The organism is Janibacter massiliensis, from assembly GCF_900289115.1.
Taxonomy (GTDB): domain Bacteria; phylum Actinomycetota; class Actinomycetes; order Actinomycetales; family Dermatophilaceae; genus Janibacter_A; species Janibacter_A massiliensis.
In genome coordinates, this window is record NZ_LT985196.1 from 1,998,193 (window position 1) to 2,014,471 (window position 16,279).

13 protein-coding genes are annotated in these 16,279 nt (G+C 71.7%); 5 read left to right on the forward strand and 8 right to left on the reverse strand.

Going from position 1 to position 16,279, the window contains the following annotated elements; translation table 11 throughout:
• Positions 1-2 precede the first annotated feature (2 nt).
• Positions 3-2,132, forward strand: coding sequence for a 3-hydroxyacyl-CoA dehydrogenase NAD-binding domain-containing protein (locus tag DAA34_RS09740; protein WP_106818876.1), 2,130 nt, complete (start codon positions 3-5; stop codon positions 2,130-2,132).
• A gap of 96 nt (positions 2,133-2,228) precedes the next feature.
• Entirely contained in the window at positions 2,229-3,758 is a 1,530-nt protein-coding gene (locus DAA34_RS09745; RefSeq protein WP_106818878.1) for a helix-turn-helix domain-containing protein, read from the forward strand.
• A 67-nt stretch (positions 3,759-3,825) separates the two neighbouring features.
• Here DAA34_RS09745 and dxs read toward each other — a convergent pair whose 3' ends face one another.
• The 4 genes from dxs to DAA34_RS09765 form a co-directional block, all read right to left on the reverse strand.
• A complete protein-coding gene (dxs, locus tag DAA34_RS09750; protein WP_106818880.1) occupies positions 3,826-5,691 on the reverse strand; it encodes a 1-deoxy-D-xylulose-5-phosphate synthase in 1,866 nt (621 codons plus the stop codon).
• Between the two features lie 120 nt (positions 5,692-5,811).
• On the reverse strand, positions 5,812-8,601 hold the full coding sequence (gene acnA / locus DAA34_RS09755; RefSeq protein ID WP_106818882.1) for an aconitate hydratase AcnA: 2,790 nt from the start codon (positions 8,599-8,601) through the stop codon (positions 5,812-5,814).
• Positions 8,602-8,652: 51 nt separating this feature from the next.
• On the reverse strand, positions 8,653-9,996 hold the full coding sequence (locus tag DAA34_RS09760) for a class I SAM-dependent RNA methyltransferase (protein ID WP_106818885.1): 1,344 nt from the start codon (positions 9,994-9,996) through the stop codon (positions 8,653-8,655).
• The gene (locus DAA34_RS09765; protein WP_106820063.1) at positions 9,993-11,960 is read right to left on the reverse strand and encodes an APC family permease; all 1,968 of its coding nucleotides are present in this window, start codon (positions 11,958-11,960) and stop codon (positions 9,993-9,995) included. Before DAA34_RS09765 ends, DAA34_RS09760 begins: the two co-directional genes overlap by 4 nt.
• Before the next feature lie 101 nt (positions 11,961-12,061).
• Between DAA34_RS09765 and DAA34_RS09770 the strand changes: the two genes are divergently transcribed.
• Both DAA34_RS09770 and DAA34_RS09775 read left to right on the forward strand, forming a co-directional pair.
• The gene (locus tag DAA34_RS09770) at positions 12,062-12,727 is read left to right on the forward strand and encodes a potassium channel family protein (RefSeq protein ID WP_106818886.1); all 666 of its coding nucleotides are present in this window, start codon (positions 12,062-12,064) and stop codon (positions 12,725-12,727) included.
• A gap of 11 nt (positions 12,728-12,738) precedes the next feature.
• A complete protein-coding gene (locus DAA34_RS09775) occupies positions 12,739-13,419 on the forward strand; it encodes a potassium channel family protein (RefSeq protein WP_106818888.1) in 681 nt (226 codons plus the stop codon).
• Here the strand turns inward: DAA34_RS09775 and DAA34_RS09780 are convergent.
• From DAA34_RS09780 to DAA34_RS09795, 4 genes are read right to left on the reverse strand one after another with little or no spacing between them, the layout of a single operon-like run.
• Entirely contained in the window at positions 13,385-13,765 is a 381-nt protein-coding gene (locus DAA34_RS09780; RefSeq protein ID WP_106818889.1) for an OB-fold nucleic acid binding domain-containing protein, read from the reverse strand. The genes DAA34_RS09775 and DAA34_RS09780 overlap by 35 nt on opposite strands.
• Positions 13,765-14,472, reverse strand: coding sequence for a DUF3710 domain-containing protein (locus DAA34_RS09785; protein ID WP_106818891.1), 708 nt, complete (start codon positions 14,470-14,472; stop codon positions 13,765-13,767). Before DAA34_RS09785 ends, DAA34_RS09780 begins: the two co-directional genes overlap by 1 nt.
• A complete protein-coding gene (gene dut, locus DAA34_RS09790; RefSeq protein ID WP_234354199.1) occupies positions 14,469-14,945 on the reverse strand; it encodes a dUTP diphosphatase in 477 nt (158 codons plus the stop codon). The genes DAA34_RS09785 and dut overlap by 4 nt, the downstream gene beginning before the upstream one ends.
• 4 nt (positions 14,946-14,949) lie before the next feature.
• Entirely contained in the window at positions 14,950-15,249 is a 300-nt protein-coding gene (locus DAA34_RS09795) for a DUF4193 domain-containing protein (protein WP_106818895.1), read from the reverse strand.
• A 145-nt stretch (positions 15,250-15,394) separates the two neighbouring features.
• On the opposite strand from DAA34_RS09795, the gene DAA34_RS09800 reads away from it, so the two are divergent.
• Positions 15,395-16,279 carry an alpha/beta fold hydrolase gene (locus tag DAA34_RS09800; protein WP_106818897.1) on the forward strand — a complete coding sequence of 295 codons (885 nt, stop codon included), beginning with the start codon at positions 15,395-15,397 and terminating at the stop codon, positions 16,277-16,279.

A 16,279-nucleotide genomic window follows, 5' to 3' on the forward strand; every position in this document is an offset into this window, starting at 1 on the left:
CCATGAGCACGGAGACGCAGCAGGTCCAGCCCACGGCGGACTTCCCCGACGAGGTCATCACCCGCACCCCGGTGCAGGACGTCCAGCTCGCCGGCGACGTCGGCACCATGGCCCTGATCACCCTCGACAACGGCTTCGACCACTCCAAGCCGAACACCTTCGGCCCGGCGACCGTCGCCGGTCTCACGGCCACGATCGAGCGGCTGCGCGAGCGCGCGGAGGCCGGTGAGATCCAGGCCGTCGGCATCACCGGCAAGCCGTTCATCTTCGCCGTCGGCGCCGACCTCACGGGCGTCCCGAGCGTGACAACGCGCGACAAGGCGCTCGAGATCGCCCGCAGCGGGCACACCGCGTTCGCCGCGATCATGGACCTGCCGGTCCCGACGTTCGCGTTCGTCAACGGCGCCGCGATGGGTGGCGGCGTCGAGATCGCCCTCGCCTGCGACTACCGCTCGATCAGCTCCGGCGTCCCGGCGATCGCCTTCCCGGAGTGCTTCCTCGGCCTCGTCCCCGGCTGGGGCGGGTGCTACCTCACCCCGCGCCTCATCGGCCCGGCGAACGCGCTGAAGATGATCATCGACAACCCGCTGAGCCAGAACCGGATGCTCAAGGGCCCGCAGGCCTTCGAGCTCGGGCTGGCCGACGTGATGATCGAGCCGGTCGACTTCCTCACCGAGTCCCTCCGGTGGGCCGCGCGGGTCGTCACCGGGCAGGAGATGGTCGAGCGCACCGACCACACGGCCGACGAGGCCGCGTGGACCGCCGCGGTGCAGAAGGCCAAGGCCGTCGCCGACGCGAAGACCTCGGGCAAGAGCCCGGCGCCCTACCGCGCGATCGAGCTCGTCGAGGCGGCCCGCACGGCCGACCGGGACGAGGCGTTCGCGGCCGAGGACGACGCGCTGGCCGACCTGCTCATGTCCGACGAGCTGCGCGCCGGTCTCTACTCGTTCGACCTCGTCCAGAAGCGGGCCAAGCGCCCGGCCGGCGCGCCGGACAAGTCGCTCGCGCGCAAGGTGACGAAGGTCGGCATCGTCGGTGCCGGCCTCATGGCCAGCCAGCTCGCGATGCTCTTCGTCCGCTCCCTCAAGGTCCCGGTCGTCATGACCGACCTCGACCAGGAGCGGGTCGACAAGGGTGTCGGGTACGTCCACAACGCGATCGACACCTCCCTCGCGAAGGGGAAGATCACCCAGGACAAGGCCAACCAGCTCAAGGCCCTCGTCAGCGGGTCGACGAGCAAGGACGGCTTCGCGGACGCCGACTTCGTCATCGAGGCCGTCTTCGAGGAGATGTCGGTGAAGAAGACGGTCTGGGCCGAGGTCGAGGCGATCGTCTCGCCCGAGTGCGTCCTGGCCTCGAACACCTCGTCGCTGTCGATCACGGAGATGGCCTCCGAGCTGCAGAACCCCGAGCGGGTCGTCGGCTTCCACTTCTTCAACCCGGTCGCCGTCATGCCGCTGCTGGAGATCATCCCGGGCGAGAAGACGGACGACGCGACGCTCGCCACGGCCTTCGCGACGGGCAAGCAGCTGAAGAAGACGTGCATCCTCGTCAAGGACAGCGCCTCCTTCATCACGAACCGCCTCCTGGGCCGCTTCATGGGCGAGTTCAGCAAGATCGTCGACGAGGGCACCCCCGTCGACGTCGCGGAGAAGGGCGTCGCCGGCCTCGCGCCGATGCCGCCGTTCGTCCTCCTCGGGCTCGTCGGCCCGGCGATCGCGCTGCACAACAGCGAGACGCTGCACCGCGAGCTCGGCGACCGGTTCTACGTCTCACCGAACCTGCAGAAGATGGTCGAGATGAAGAAGCCGGGCTACTACGTCTGGGACGACGGCACGCCGAAGCCGGACCCGGAGCTCCTCGCGGCGCAGGTCGCCCCGGAGAACCCGGTGGAGCTCACCGCCGAGGAGGTCCGCGAGCGGATCCTGTCGGTCATCGCCGAGGAGGTCCGCACGATGCTCGACGAGGGCGTCGCACAGGAGGCCAAGGACATCGACCTCGCCCTCATCACGGGTGCCGGCTTCCAGTTCTGGAACGGTGGCGTCACGCCGCTGCTGGACCGCGAGGGCGTCTCGGAGAAGGTCAACGGAGCCCGGTTCCACGCCCCCGGCGTGGCGAGCGTCCCGGCCTGATCGATCGCACCGCGCGCCGACGGCCGTCCCGGGATCCGGGGCGGCCGTCGGCGCGTCCGGGTTCGCCTGAACTCATATATGAGTTACCGTGCCGCAATGACCGATGACTACCTGATCAAGGTCGGCTCCCTCATCCGGGACGCCCGACGGCACAAGGGCATGTCGCAGTGCGACCTCGCCAAGGAGCTCGGCACGAGCCAGGGCGCCGTCACCCGGATCGAGTCGGGCAAGCAGAACCTCAGCCTCGAGATGCTCGCCCGGATCGGCGAGGCGCTCGACAGCGAGTTCGTCGCCCTCGGCCAGCCCGGCCCCGTGAACCTCCGGGTCGTCGGCGGCCAGAAGCTCTCGGGTGCGATCGACGTGAAGACGAGCAAGAACGCCGCGGTCGCCCTGCTGTGCGCGAGCCTGCTGAACAAGGGTCGCACGACGCTGCGCAACCTCGCCCGGATCGAGGAGGTCAACCGGATCCTCGAGGTCCTCGCCTCCATCGGCGTGAAGACTCGCTGGCTGCCGGGCACGAACGACCTCGAGATCTGCCCGCCCGAGCAGCTCGACCTCGACTCGATCGACGAGGAGGCCGCCCGACGGACGCGCACGGTCATCATGTTCCTCGGCCCGCTGCTGCACGAGGCCCGGGCCTTCCGCCTGCCGTACGCGGGCGGCTGCGACCTCGGCACCCGGACCGTCGAGCCGCACCTGGCGTCCCTGCGCCGCTTCGGGCTCGACGTCACGGCGACGCACGGCTGGTACGAGGCCGCCGTCACCCCGGGGGTCTCCCCCGACCGCGCCATCGTCCTCACCGAGCGCGGCGACACGGTCACCGAGAACATCCTCATGGCCGCCGCGCGGCACGAGGGCAAGACCGTCATCCGCAACGCCTCGAGCAACTACATGGTCCAGGACCTGTGCTTCTTCCTGCAGGAGCTCGGGGTCGAGATCGACGGGATCGGCACGACGACCCTGCGGGTGCGTGGCCGCGCGTCGATCGACGTGGACGTCGAGTACTCACCGAGCGAGGACCCGATCGAGGCGATGAGCCTCATCGCGGCCGCGGTCGTGACGGAGTCGGCGATCACCATCCGCCGGGCGCCGATCGAGTTCCTCGAGATCGAGCTGGCGACGCTCGAGACGATGGGGATGCGCTACGACCTCACCGACGAGTACGTCTCCGCGAACGGACGGACCCGTCTGGTCGACATCACGACCGTGCCCGGTCCGCTCAAGGCGCCCATCGACAAGATCCACCCGCTGCCCTTCCCCGGGCTCAACATCGACAACCTGCCCTTCTTCGCGCTCATCGCGGCGTGCGCCGAGGGCCAGACGATGGTCCACGACTGGGTGTACGAGAACCGCGCGATCTACCTCACCGAGCTGACGAAGGTCGGAGCGCGGGTCCAGCTGCTCGACCCCCATCGGGTCCTCATGAACGGCCCGACCCGCTGGCGCGCGGCAGAGGTCGTCTGCCCGCCCGCGCTGCGGCCCGGCGTCGTCATCCTGCTGGCGATGCTCGCCGCGCCCGGGACCTCGATCCTGCGGAACGTCTACGTCATCAACCGCGGGTACGAGGACCTGGCCAACCGGCTCAACGACCTCGGCGCCACGGTCGAGACCTTCAGGGACATCTGAGCCTCCGCCCGGACGCACGGCGGCCCGCGCCATCCGGCGCGGGCCGTCGAGCTCCTTCCCTTCCGGCTCAGCCGAGCCGGTCCCGCAGGCGCTCGGCAAGGCGGCTCGCGGTGAGACCGGCTGCCTCGAGCACCTGGCCCCGGGAGGCATGGTCGATGAACTCCTTCGGCAGGCCGAAGCGGTGCACCCGGGCGCGGACGTCGGCCTCGTCGAGGACGCGCTGGACCTCCGCGCCGACACCGCCGGCGACGTTGCCGTCCTCGAGGACGACGACGTGCGCGGCACCGCGGCCCTGCTCGACGAGCGCCTCCGGCACCGGCAGGACCCAGCGCGGGTCGACCACGCGCACGCGGTGGCCGTCGTCGGCGAGGTGCTCGGCAAGCGTCGTCGCGATCGTCGCCATCGCCCCGACCGAGACGACGAGGACCTCGCACGCCCCCTCGTCCGTCTCGAGGAGGACGTCGAGCCCGTCGGCGACCCGAACGGCCTCGATGGGTGCGGCGATCGAGCCCTTCGGGAAGCGGATGACGGTCGGCCCGTCGTCGACCCCCACGGCCTCGCGCAGCGCCACCTTGATCTGCTCCCCGTCGCGCGGGGCAGCGACCCGGGCACCGGGCACCATCGCCAGCAGGGCGAGATCCCACATGCCGTGGTGGCTCGGCCCGTCCGGGCCGGTGACCCCGGCGCGGTCGAGGACGAAGGTGACGGCCTCGCGGTGCAGCGCGCAGTCCATGAGGAGCTGGTCGAAGGCGCGGTTGAGGAAGGTCGCGTAGATCGCGACGACCGGGTGCAGACCCGCATGGGCGAGCCCGGCGGCCATCGTCGCGCCGTGCTGCTCGGCGATGCCGACGTCGAAGATCCGGTCGGGGAAGGCATCGGCGAACGGCTGGAGGCCGACCGGCATCATCATCGCCGCGGTGATCGCGACGACGTCCCGACGCTCGTGGCCGATGCGCAGGAGCTCGTCGCTGAACTCGTCGGTCCAGCTGCGGCCGGCGATCTCCAGGGGCAGGCCGGTCTCGGGGTTGATCTTCCCGACGGCGTGGAACTGGTCGGCGATGTCGTCGACCGCCTTGTCGTAGCCGCGCCCCTTCTGCGTGATGAAGTGGACGAGGACCGGCCCGCCGTACGCCTTCGCCCGGCGGAGGGCCTGCTCGAGCGCCTCCTCGTCGTGCCCGTCGACCGGACCGAGGTACTTGATGCCGAGGTCCTCGAACATGCCCTGCGGCGCCCAGAAGTCCTTGGCGCCCTTCTTCAGCGAGTGGAACGCCTGGTACGCCGTCCGGCCGACGAGGGGAGCCTTTGGCAACGCCTCCTTGCCGAAGGCGAGGACCTGCTCGTACTGCCGGCTCGTGCGGAGCATCGCCAGGTGGTCGGCCAGGCCCCCGATGGTCGGCGCGTAGGAGCGCTCGTTGTCGTTGACGACGATGACCAGGGGGAGGTCCTTGTCGGCGGCGATGTTGTTCAGCGCCTCCCACGCCATGCCCCCCGTGAGCGCGCCGTCTCCGATGACCGCGACCGTGTGGGCCCGCTCCCCGCGCAGCCGCCGGCCGGTCGCGATGCCCTCCGCCCAGGACAGCGACGTCGACGCGTGGGAGTTCTCGACGTGGTCGTGCTCGGACTCCGCCCGGCTGGGGTAGCCCGCGAGCCCGTCGCGCTGGCGGAGGGTGGAGAAGTCGGTGCGGCCGGTGAGGATCTTGTGCACGTAGCTCTGGTGGCCGGTGTCGAAGACGATCGCGTCGGCCGGCGAGTCGAACACCCGGTGCAGCGCGATCGTCAGCTCGACGACCCCGAGGTTCGGGCCGAGGTGCCCCCCGGTGCGGGAGACCTCCCGCACGAGGAAGTCCCGGATCTCCTGCGCGAGCTCCTCGATCTGCTGCCGCGACATCGCCTTGACGTCGGCGGGGCCGGTGATCGACTCGAGGTGGGTCACGAGGAGGGGTCCTTCCTGAGGGGCATCACCGCAGTGTAGGCGGGCGGTCCCGAACGTTGTCTGGACTGCCGCGACCCCCGGGACTGGCGTGTCCCGGGGGTCGCGACGAACGTCAGCGGATCACTTCACGAGCGACCGGAGGACGTACTGCAGGATGCCGCCGTTGCGGTAGTAGTCCGCCTCACCGGGCGTGTCGATGCGGACCACCGCGTCGAAGGTGACCTGCTCGCCACCCTCCTTCGTCGCCGTGACCGACACCGTGCGCGGCGTCGTGCCCTCGTTGAGGGCCGTCAGACCGGAGATGTCGAACGTCTCCGTGCCGTCGAGGCCGAGCGACTGCGCGCTCTGCCCCTCGGGGAACTGGAGCGGGACGACCCCCATGCCGATGAGGTTGCTGCGGTGGATCCGCTCGTAGGACTGCGCGATGACCGCGCGGACCCCGAGCAGGCTCGTGCCCTTGGCCGCCCAGTCCCGGGAGCTGCCGGACCCGTACTCCGCGCCTGCGAGGACGACGAGCGGGACACCGGCCTCCTGGTAGGCGACCGACGCGTCGTAGATCGTCGTCTGCTCGCCCCCGGCGAGGAAGTTGCGCGTGAAGCCGCCCTCGACCCCGTCGAGGAGGAGGTTCTTCAGGCGGATGTTCGCGAACGTCCCGCGGATCATCACCTCGTGGTTGCCGCGGCGCGACCCGTAGGAGTTGAAGTCCTTCCGGTCGATGCCGTGCTCGGCGAGGTACCGGCCCGCGGGGCTGTCGGCCTTGATCGCACCGGCCGGGCTGATGTGGTCGGTCGTCACCGAGTCGCCGAGCAGCGCCAGCACCCGGGCACCGCTGATGTCCTCGACCGGAGCGGCCTCCATACCCATCCCCTCGAAGTACGGGGGCTTGCGGACGTAGGTCGACTCGGCGTCCCAGGCGAAGGTCTGCCCCTCGGGCGTCGGGAGCGAGCGCCACCGGTCGTCACCGGCGAAGACGTCGGCGTAGTCCTCGACGAAGAGGTCCTTGGTGATGGCCTGGGCGATCGTCGCCTCGACGTCCTGCGCGGAGGGCCAGATGTCCTTGAGGAAGACGTCGTTGCCCGCCTGGTCCTGGCCGAGCGGCTGCGTGTCGAAGTCGAAGTCCATCGTGCCGGCGAGGGCGTAGGCGACGACGAGCGGCGGCGACGCGAGGTAGTTCATCTTCACGTCGGGGTTGATCCGGCCCTCGAAGTTGCGGTTGCCGGACAGGACCGCGACGACGGCGAGGTCGTTCTCGTTGACCGCGGCGGAGACCGCCTCCGGCAGCGGACCGGAGTTGCCGATGCAGGTCGCGCAGCCGTAGCCGACGAGGTTGTAGCCGAGCTGGTCGAGGTAGGGCCACAGGCCCGCCTTCTCGTAGTAGCCCGTGACGACCTTCGAGCCGGGCGCCATCGAGGTCTTCACCCACGGCTTGACCTGCAGGCCCTTCTCGACGGCGTTCTTCGCGAGCATGCCCGCCGCCATCATCACCGAGGGGTTGGAGGTGTTCGTGCACGAGGTGATCGACGCGATGGCGACGATGCCGTGGTCGATCTCCGTCTCCGTGCCGTCGATCGTCACCCGGACCTTTCGGGTCGGGCGGGTGTCGCCGTCGCCCTGCTCGGCGGGCTTCTGCCCGCCGTTGAGGCCGTCCTCGGCTCCCTGCGGCGAGGGGTCGCTGGCCGGGAAGGAGGTCGCCTGGCCCGGGGCGCCCTCGTCGTGGTTCACGTACGTCGGGAGCACCTTGCGGAAGGACTCCTTCGCCTCCGTCAGGACGATGCGGTCCTGGGGCCGCTTCGGGCCTGCGATGGACGGGACGACGGAGGAGAGGTCGAGCTCGATCTTCTCGGAGAAGCGCGGCTCGGCCGTCGGGTCCAGCCACATGCCCTGCTCCTTGGCGTACGCCTCGGTGAGAGCGACCTGCTCGTCGGAGCGGCCGGTGAGCCGGAGGTAGTCGAGCGTGACGTCGTCGATGGGGAAGATGGCGCACGTCGAGCCGAACTCAGGGCTCATGTTGCCGATCGTCGCCCGGTTGGCGAGCGGGAGCGCGGCGACGCCCTCCCCGTAGAACTCGACGAACTTCCCGACGACGCCGTGGCGGCGGAGCATGTCGGTGATCGTGAGGACGACGTCGGTCGCCGTGACACCCGGCTGCATCTCGCCGGAGAGCCTGAAGCCGACGACCCGCGGGATGAGCATCGAGACGGGCTGACCGAGCATCGCGGCCTCGGCCTCGATACCGCCGACGCCCCAGCCGAGGACGCCGAGGCCGTTCTCCATCGTCGTGTGCGAGTCGGTGCCGACGCAGGTGTCGGGGTAGGCGACGGTCTTGCCGTCGGCCTCGCGGGTCATCGTCACCCGCGCGAGGTGCTCGATGTTGACCTGGTGGACGATGCCCGTGCCCGGCGGGACGACCTTGAAGTCGTCGAAGGCGGTCTGGCCCCAGCGGAGGAACTGGTACCGCTCCCTGTTCCGGCCGTACTCGATCTCGACGTTCTTCTCGAAGGCGTCCTTCGTGCCGAAGACGTCGATCTGCACGGAGTGGTCGATGACGAGCTCGGCGGGGGCGAGCGGGTTGATCCGGCTCGGGTCGCCGCCGAGGTCGGCGACGGCCTCACGCATCGTCGCGAGGTCGACGACGCAGGGGACGCCGGTGAAGTCCTGCATGATGACGCGAGCCGGGGTGAACTGGATCTCGGTGCTCGGCTGCGCCGTCTCGTCCCACGAGCCGAGGGCGCGTATGTGGTCGGCGGTGACGTTCGCACCGTCCTCGGTCCGCAGCAGGTTCTCGAGGAGGACCTTGAGGCTGTACGGCAGGTTCTCGTGGCCCTCGACCGTGCTGATGCGGTGGATCTCGTACTCCTTGCCGCCCACCTCGAGGGTGCCGCGGGAGGTGAAGCTGTCCGGGTTCGTCACGACCGGTCCTCGCTCTCGTGTCGGAGATATCTTGACGTCAAGATATTTCTATCACACCGCGTCGGCGCGCCGGAAGGTCGCGACGCACTCGACGTGGTGGGTCATGGGGAAGGCGTCGAACGCCCGCAGCGCGCTCAGCTCGTAGCCGCGGGCGACGAACGCGGCCGCGTCCCGCGCGAGGGCCGCCGGGTCGCAGGCGACGTGGACGACGGTTCTGGGTCGCAGGTCGGCGATCGCCGCGACGACGGCAGCGCCCGCACCCTCTCTCGGTGGGTCGAGCACCACGACGTCCGCCGTCGGGGGGAGCAGGTCGTGGCGCGCCCGCGGCCCGCCGCGGGTGCGTCCTCGGCGCGGTCGCCGACGGCCGGGGTCCGTGCGGGCCAGTCCGAAGGCCTCGTCCACCCGGCTCGCCACGAGGGCCACCCACGGGTGCTCGGCCAGGGCGGCCCGCGCGTCGTCGACGGCAGGGCCGGCCGCCTCGACGCCGACGACCTGGCCGCCGTCTCCCGTCGCCTCGGCCAGCGGCAGGGTGAGCAGGCCCGCGCCGCAGTAGAGGTCGAGGACCCGGTCGCCCGGCTGCACGGCGGCCGCCTCGAGCACCGCGGACACGAGGGTCGCGGGCGCGCCGGGGTGGACCTGCCAGAACCCGCGGGCCCCGATGGTCCAGCGCCGCTCCCCCTCCGGGGTCGCCACCGCCTCCGTCACCCGCGGGACCTCGTGCAGGGGGCGGCCCCGCTCCCCCACCGGCACGAGGACGGGATCGCCGACCGACGGGGCGACCGCCGTGACCGCGAGCGCGCCCTCCCAGTCCTGCTCGAGCACCCCGGTCGCCAGGGCGGGACGGACGGTGATCGGGCAGTCGTCGACGGGGACGATCTCGTGGCTGCGGTGCGCCCGCAGGCCGGGTCGGCCACGATCGTCGACGGCGAAGGTCGTCCGGGTCCGCCACCGCAGGCCCGACTCGTCACCCGCCACCGGCTCGGCCTCCGGCGCGAGGAGCCCGGTGACGTCGAGCCCACCGATCCGCTCCATCGACGCAGCGACCGCGGCCGCCTTGAGGCGGCGCTGCGCGGCGAGCTCGACGTGCTGGAGGTCGCAGCCCCCGCACAGGCCGGGCCCCGACCACCCGCAGCGCCGCTCGACCCGCTCCGGCGCGGCGCGCAGCACCTCGACGGCGTCGGCCCGGACGAAGGAGCGGCCGGGGGTCGACTCCGTCACCCGGGCCCGCACCCGCTCCCCCGGCAGGGTGTGCCGCACGAAGAGGACCCGCCCGTCGTGCCGGGCGACGCAGTGCCCCCCGTGCGCGTACCGCTCGACCTCGACGTCGACCTCGACCCCCTCGAGGAGGTCATCGCCCGTGAGACCCTCGCCGACGGCCCGCTGCTGCTCGCTCATCCCTGTCCCATCCGCACCGAGCCCACGGTCGGCGGGGCGTCGTCGAAGAGCTCCTCCTGCCCCTCGGCCGAGCGCAGCTGCCAGGGCACGGCGGAGATCATCACGCCGGGCTCGAAGAGGAGCCTGGTCTTCAGCCGCAGCGCGCTCTGGTTGTGCAGCAGCTGCTCGTACCAGCGTCCGAGCACGTACTGCGGGACGAAGACGACGACGAGGTCGCGCGGGCTGTCCCGTCGGATCTGCTTGACGTACGTGACGACAGGGTTGGTGATCTCCCGGTACGGGCTGTCGAGCACGGTGAGGGGTACGGGGATGTCGCGCCGGTCCCACTCCTCCTGCAGGGCCCGGGTCTCGGCGGTGTCGACGCTCACCGTCAGAGCCTCCAGGGTCGTCGGGCGGGTCGCACGGGCGTAGGCGAGCGCGCGGATCGCGGGCTTGTGGATCTTGCTCACGAGGACGACGGCGTGCACCCGCGAGGGGAGGATGTACCCCCGGACGTCGTCCTCCCGTACCGCGATCTCGTCGGCCACCCGCGCGTAGTGCCGCCGGATGCCGATCATCAGCACGAACAGCACGGCCATCGCAGCCACGGCGAAGCCCGCGCCGTGGACGAACTTCGTCAGCAGGACGACGACGAGGACGGTGCCCGACATGATCGCGCCGACGAGGTTGATGACGCGGCTGCGGTGGATCCGCCCGACCTCGGCGGGGTCCGGCGACCCGGCGAGCACCCGGTTCCAGTGCCGGATCATGCCGATCTGGCTCAGGGTGAAGCTGACGAACACCCCGACGATGTACAGCTGGATGAGCCGGGTGACCTCCGCGTCGTAGATGACGACGAGCGCGATCGCGGCCCCGGCGAGGAAGAGGATCCCGTTGCTGAAGGCGAGGCGATCCCCCCTGGTGTGCAGCTGGCGCGGCAGGTACCCGTCCCGGGCGAGGATCGAGGCGAGGACCGGGAAGCCGTTGAAGGCCGTGTTCGCCGCGAGGACGAGGATGATGCCGGTGACGACGGACACGAGCACGACCCCCGGCTGGAAGCCGGAGAAGACCGACTGGCTCACCTGACCCATGACGGTCTCCTGGACGTAGCCGTCGCCGACCGGCACCCCGTCGCGGGTCAGCTGGGTGGCCGGGTCCTCGGCGAACCGGACCCCCGTCCACCTGGCCAGCAGGATCATCGACAGGAGCATCGCGATCGCGATCCCGCCCATGAGCAGGAGCGTGGTCGCGGCGTTGCGGCTCTTCGGCTCGCGGAAGGCGGGCACTCCGTTGCTGATCGCCTCGACGCCGGTGAGCGCCGCGCACCCCGAGGAGAACGCCCGCAGCAGGAGGAAGGCCATGGCCAGCCCGCCGAGCGCCTCGTACCCGGGCTCCGGGCGGAGCTCGAAGGCCGCGCTCTCGGCCATCGGCAGCGTCCCCGACGCCCGGCGCACGAGCCCCGTCACCGCCATCGCCGCGACGGTGAGCATGAAGAGGTACGTCGGCACGGCGAACGCCATCCCCGACTCCCGCACGCCGCGCAGGTTCATCGCAGCGAGCAGCACGATGAGGAGCACCGCGACCTCCGCCTCGTGGCCCCGGACGAAGGACATCGCCGTGCTCGCGTTCTGGACCCCGGAGCTGATCGACACGGCGACCGTCAGCACGTAGTCGACGAGGAGGGCGCTGGCGACGGTCAGGCCCGCCCGCGGCCCGAGGTTCGCGTTGGCCACCTCGTAGTCGCCACCACCCGAGGGATAGGCGTGGACGTTCTGCCGGTAAGAGGCGACGACGACGACCATGACGAGGACGACGAGCAGGGCGATCTTCCACGAGGCCGTGAGCGCGAGCGCGCCGCCGGCGAGACCGAGGGTCAGGAAGATCTCGTCCGGCGCGTAGGCCACCGACGAGAGTGCGTCGCTGGCGAAGATCGGCAGGGCGAGCTTCTTCGGCAGCAGGGTCTCGCCGAGCCGGTCGCTGCGCATCTTCCGACCGAGGACGAGGCGCTTGAGGACGCGTCCGGGAGCCACGATCGCCCACTCTACGACCGGGGCCGGTCCACCGGGCTGGCGTGTACCGTCGAGCCGTGCACTTCGTCATCATGGGCTGCGGACGCGTCGGCGCCTCGCTGGCTCGGGCGCTCGACCGGCGCGGCCACGAGGTCGCGGTCGTCGACCAGGACGAGCTCGCCTTCCGGCGTCTCGGCCCCCAGTTCGGTGGCCGTCGCGTCACCGGTGTCGGGTTCGACCGAGACACGCTCGTCGCCGCCGGGATCGAGCGCGCGGACGCCCTCGCCGCCGTGTCCTCGGGCGACAACTCGAACATCCTCACGGCACGGGTCGCCCGGGAGACCTTCGGCGTCGAGACCGTCGTCGCGCGCATCTACGACCCCGCCCGCGCCGAGATCTACCAGCGGCTGGGCATCCCCACCGTCGCCACGGTGAAGTGGACCTCGGACCAGATGCTGCGGCGGCTGCTGCCCGAGGGCGCGCTGCCGGCCTTCACTGAGTCCTCCGGCAAGGTCGTCATCGCCGAGGTCCCGGTCTCCCCCGACTGGATCGGCCGCCGCCTCACCGACCTCGAGACGGCCAGCGGCGCACGCGTCGCCTTCGTCACGCGGCTCGGCGAGGGATTCGTCCCGCACGCCGACACGGTCCACCAGGAGGGCGACCTCGTGCACCTGGCCATCGAGCGGGCGCGGCTGCGCGAGGTCGAGGCGATCCTCGCCGCGCCGCCCGTCGCACACCACTGAGAAGAGGCACGATGCGAGTCGTCATCGCCGGCGCGGGCAGCGTCGGCCGGTCCATCGCCCGGGAGCTGCTCGCCCACGGGCACGTCGTCCTCCTCGTCGACAAGGACGCCAACGAGTCCCGGGTGGCGAAGGTCCCCGAGGCCCACTGGCTCTCCGGCGACGCCTGCGAGATCTCGACCCTGCAGGAGGCGGGACTCGTCGACTGCGACGTCGTCGTCGCGGCGACCGGTGACGACAAGGCGAACCTCGTCGTGTCGCTCCTGGCCAAGACGGAGTTCGGCGTGCCTCGGACCGTCGGACGGGTGAACAACCCCAAGAACGAGTGGATGTTCGACGACTCGTGGGGCGTCGACGTGGCGGTGTCCACCCCCCGCCTCATGACGGCGCTCGTCGAGGAGGCCGTCACCGTCGGGCAGCTGGTCCACATCTTCGAGTTCCAGCAGGGCCGTGCCTCGATGGTCGAGCTGACCCTGCCGACCGGGAACCCGGTCGTCGGAGCCCGGGTCGGGGACGTGGACTTCCCGGCGGACACCGTGCTCGTGGGCATCATCCGCGACGGCCGCCCGATCGCACCGACCCGCGACGACAGCCTCGAGGCAGGCGACGAGCTGCTCTTCCTCACGGTGCCGAACGAGCTCGGCGAGCTCGAACGACTGCTCAGCGTCCGGGCTGCGTCGCCCGGTCGGGGATGATCTCGTAGGCGGGGTTGAACATCGTCACCCCGCGGCGGTGCTCGGTGATCCGCCCCCGGGCCCGGAGATAGACCCCCGGCTCGACACCGCGGATCGTCCGGCGCCCGAGCCACACCAGGCGCAGGGCCGAGGACCCGTCGTACAGCTCGACCACGTAGGCGGGGACATCGGCCCGCGGCGCGAGGTTCGTCGAGCGGACCGTCCCGCACACCGTCACCTCGTCGCCGCCGCACACGGCCGCGAGCGGGGTGCCCCCGAAGCGGTCCCGGTCGGTGGCGAGCTCGTCGGCCTCGAGACGGTCGGTGGGGCTCGTCAGGCTGGCGACCCAGCGGCCGAGGCGACCCATCAGCGGGTCTCGGTCAGCTCGGGGCCGCGCTCGAAGGGGCGGAGATCGTCCTCGCCCTCCTTCTCGGCCTCCCGCTCGGACTCGTCGACCTCGCCGACTCCCGACGGGAGCTCGGGCATCGTCAGGGGAAGCATCTCGCGCGGGGCCATGGGACCGCTGCCGCGGTGGACGACGACGTCACGAAAGACCCCGACGAGCGCGGCGGCCGCGTCCACGTCGATGGCGGCAGGGCCGGAGAGGACCCCGCGCAGGAACCAGCGCGGTCCGTCGAACCCGAGGAACCGGGCGGGCGCGAAGACGGTGCGCCCGTCGGGACCGGCCTGCGGCATCCGGCACCGCAGCTCGGCGCCGAGCGGACCGTCGACCTCGTCGGCGGTCCCCCCGGCGGCGACGATCGCATCGGCGATCTCGCGGCGGACCCCGTCCCAGATCCCGCTGGTGCGCGGCGCGGCGAACGCCTGGAGCTGCAGCGCGGACTCGTCCATGACGGCTTGGACGGAGGAGACCTCGTCGGTCTCGCGGTCGACCTCCAGGCGCAGCTCCATCCCCGGCAGCCCCGGCAGCCACAGCGCGCCGAGGTCGATGCGATCGCCCCGCTCGGTGACCTGGGCGGCGTCGAACGGCCCGGCGCCGGGCTCGACCGGGGTCGACTCCTCGACCGCCTCGGCGGGAGCCGTCTTCTTCGTGCGTCGCCCGAACATGGTCATCGTCCTGTCGTCGGCGGGGAGGGTCGGTCGAATCCCCCGGTGGACCCGTGACCAGTCTCGCCCCGTTCCGTTTCCGAGAGCGAATCGGTCTCCTCGAAGAGGGCCTCCCCGACCTCCTGCAGCACGAGCTGGGCGATGCGGTCACCCGTGCGGACGGTGAAGGCCTCGGCAGGGTCGAGGTTGATCAGGTTGACGAGGATCTCGCCCCGGTAGCCGGAGTCGACCGTGCCCGGCGCGTTGACGACGGTGACACCGTGCCGCGCGGCGAGACCCGACCGCGGGTGGACGAGTCCCACCCAGCCGTCCGGGACCGCGAGCGCGATGCCCGTCCGCACGAGGACCCGATGCCCGGGCTCGATCGTCGCGTCCTCGACCGAGGTGAGGTCCGCCCCGGCATCCCCGGGCCGCGCGTAGCGCGGAGCGACGGCGGCCGGGTGCAGGCGCCGCCACGGGACGGTCGGGCGCGCGGTCACGGGATCAGGCGGCGCACTCACGGCAGATCGGCTGGCCGCCGTTCTCGTCGGCGATCTGGCTCACGTGATGGACGAGGAAGCAGCTGCTGCACGTGAACTCGTCGGACTGGCGCGGGACGACCTGGACGGCGAGCTCCTGGTCGGAGAGGTCGGCACCCGGCAGCTCGAAGCCCTCGGCCTGCTCGGTCTCGTCGACGTCGACGGAGGAGGCGCTCTTGTCGACCCGGCGCGCCTTCAGCTCCTCGAGGGAGTCCTCGGACATCTCGTCGTCGGTCTTGCGCGGCGCGTCGTAGTCGGTCGCCATCTCATCCCTTCCGTGGCGGAGGTCTCCGCTCCAGCCGGCCATCGGACGATGTCCGTGCGCGCGGATTGTGCCCCATGCGACGTGGTCGTGCCACACCGGGGTCGGCGCAGCGCGGTTACCCGCCGGTACGGCTACGGTGCGGCCCATGGAGAGTCTCGGCTCGATCCCCCACGCCATCGGCGACCTCGAGGTCCTCGGGGCCCTGCCGGAGAACGCCCCGGGCCGCCCGGTGCTCGTCGTGCCCGCCATGGGCGTCCCCTCCGGGTACTACGCGCCCTTCGTCGACGCCCTCGCCGCGGCGGGGTTGACCACCGGGGTGGTCACCCTCCCCCAGGTGCCCCGCGGCCATCGCGGCCGGTACCCCGCGGGCGACGGGTACGCGGCGCTCGAGGAGCACGTCGTCGCGCCGGCGATCGACGTCGTGGGCACCCTCGGCGACGGCCGCGACCCGGTGCTCGTCGGCCACAGCCTCGGCGGGCACCTGTCCGCGGCGCTCCTGTCGCGTCACCCCGGGGCGGCGGCCGGACTCGTCCTCGTCGCCTCCGGCTCGCCGCACTGGCGGTCGTACGGGCGTCGAGCCGCGCCGATCCTCGTCCAGACCCAGCTCGCCGCAGCCATCAGCCAGGTCCTCGGGTACTGGCCCGGCGATCGCCTCGGGTTCGGGGGTCGGCAGACGCGGGCGACGATTGCGGACTGGGCGCGCATGGCACGGCGCGGCGGTCTCGTCGCCGGGCTCGACCGTGCGCCGGGCCTCGCCCCGCTCGACCTGCCCGTCCTCGCGGTCGACGTCGAGGGCGACCGCTACACCCCACCGCCCAGCGTCGACGCCCTGCTGCGACTCATGCCCGGAGCCCGCGTCACCCGGCACCATCACGGCGAGGCGAGCGCACCGGGGCACACCCGCTGGGCGCGAGACCCCGAGGACCTGCCGCGCCGCATCGGGACCTGGATCCGCGCCGAGGTGGACGAGCGCGGCGGCGAGCGGGCGGGGGACGACGCCGCGCACCCGGACCTCGCGCTCGGGCGCTGA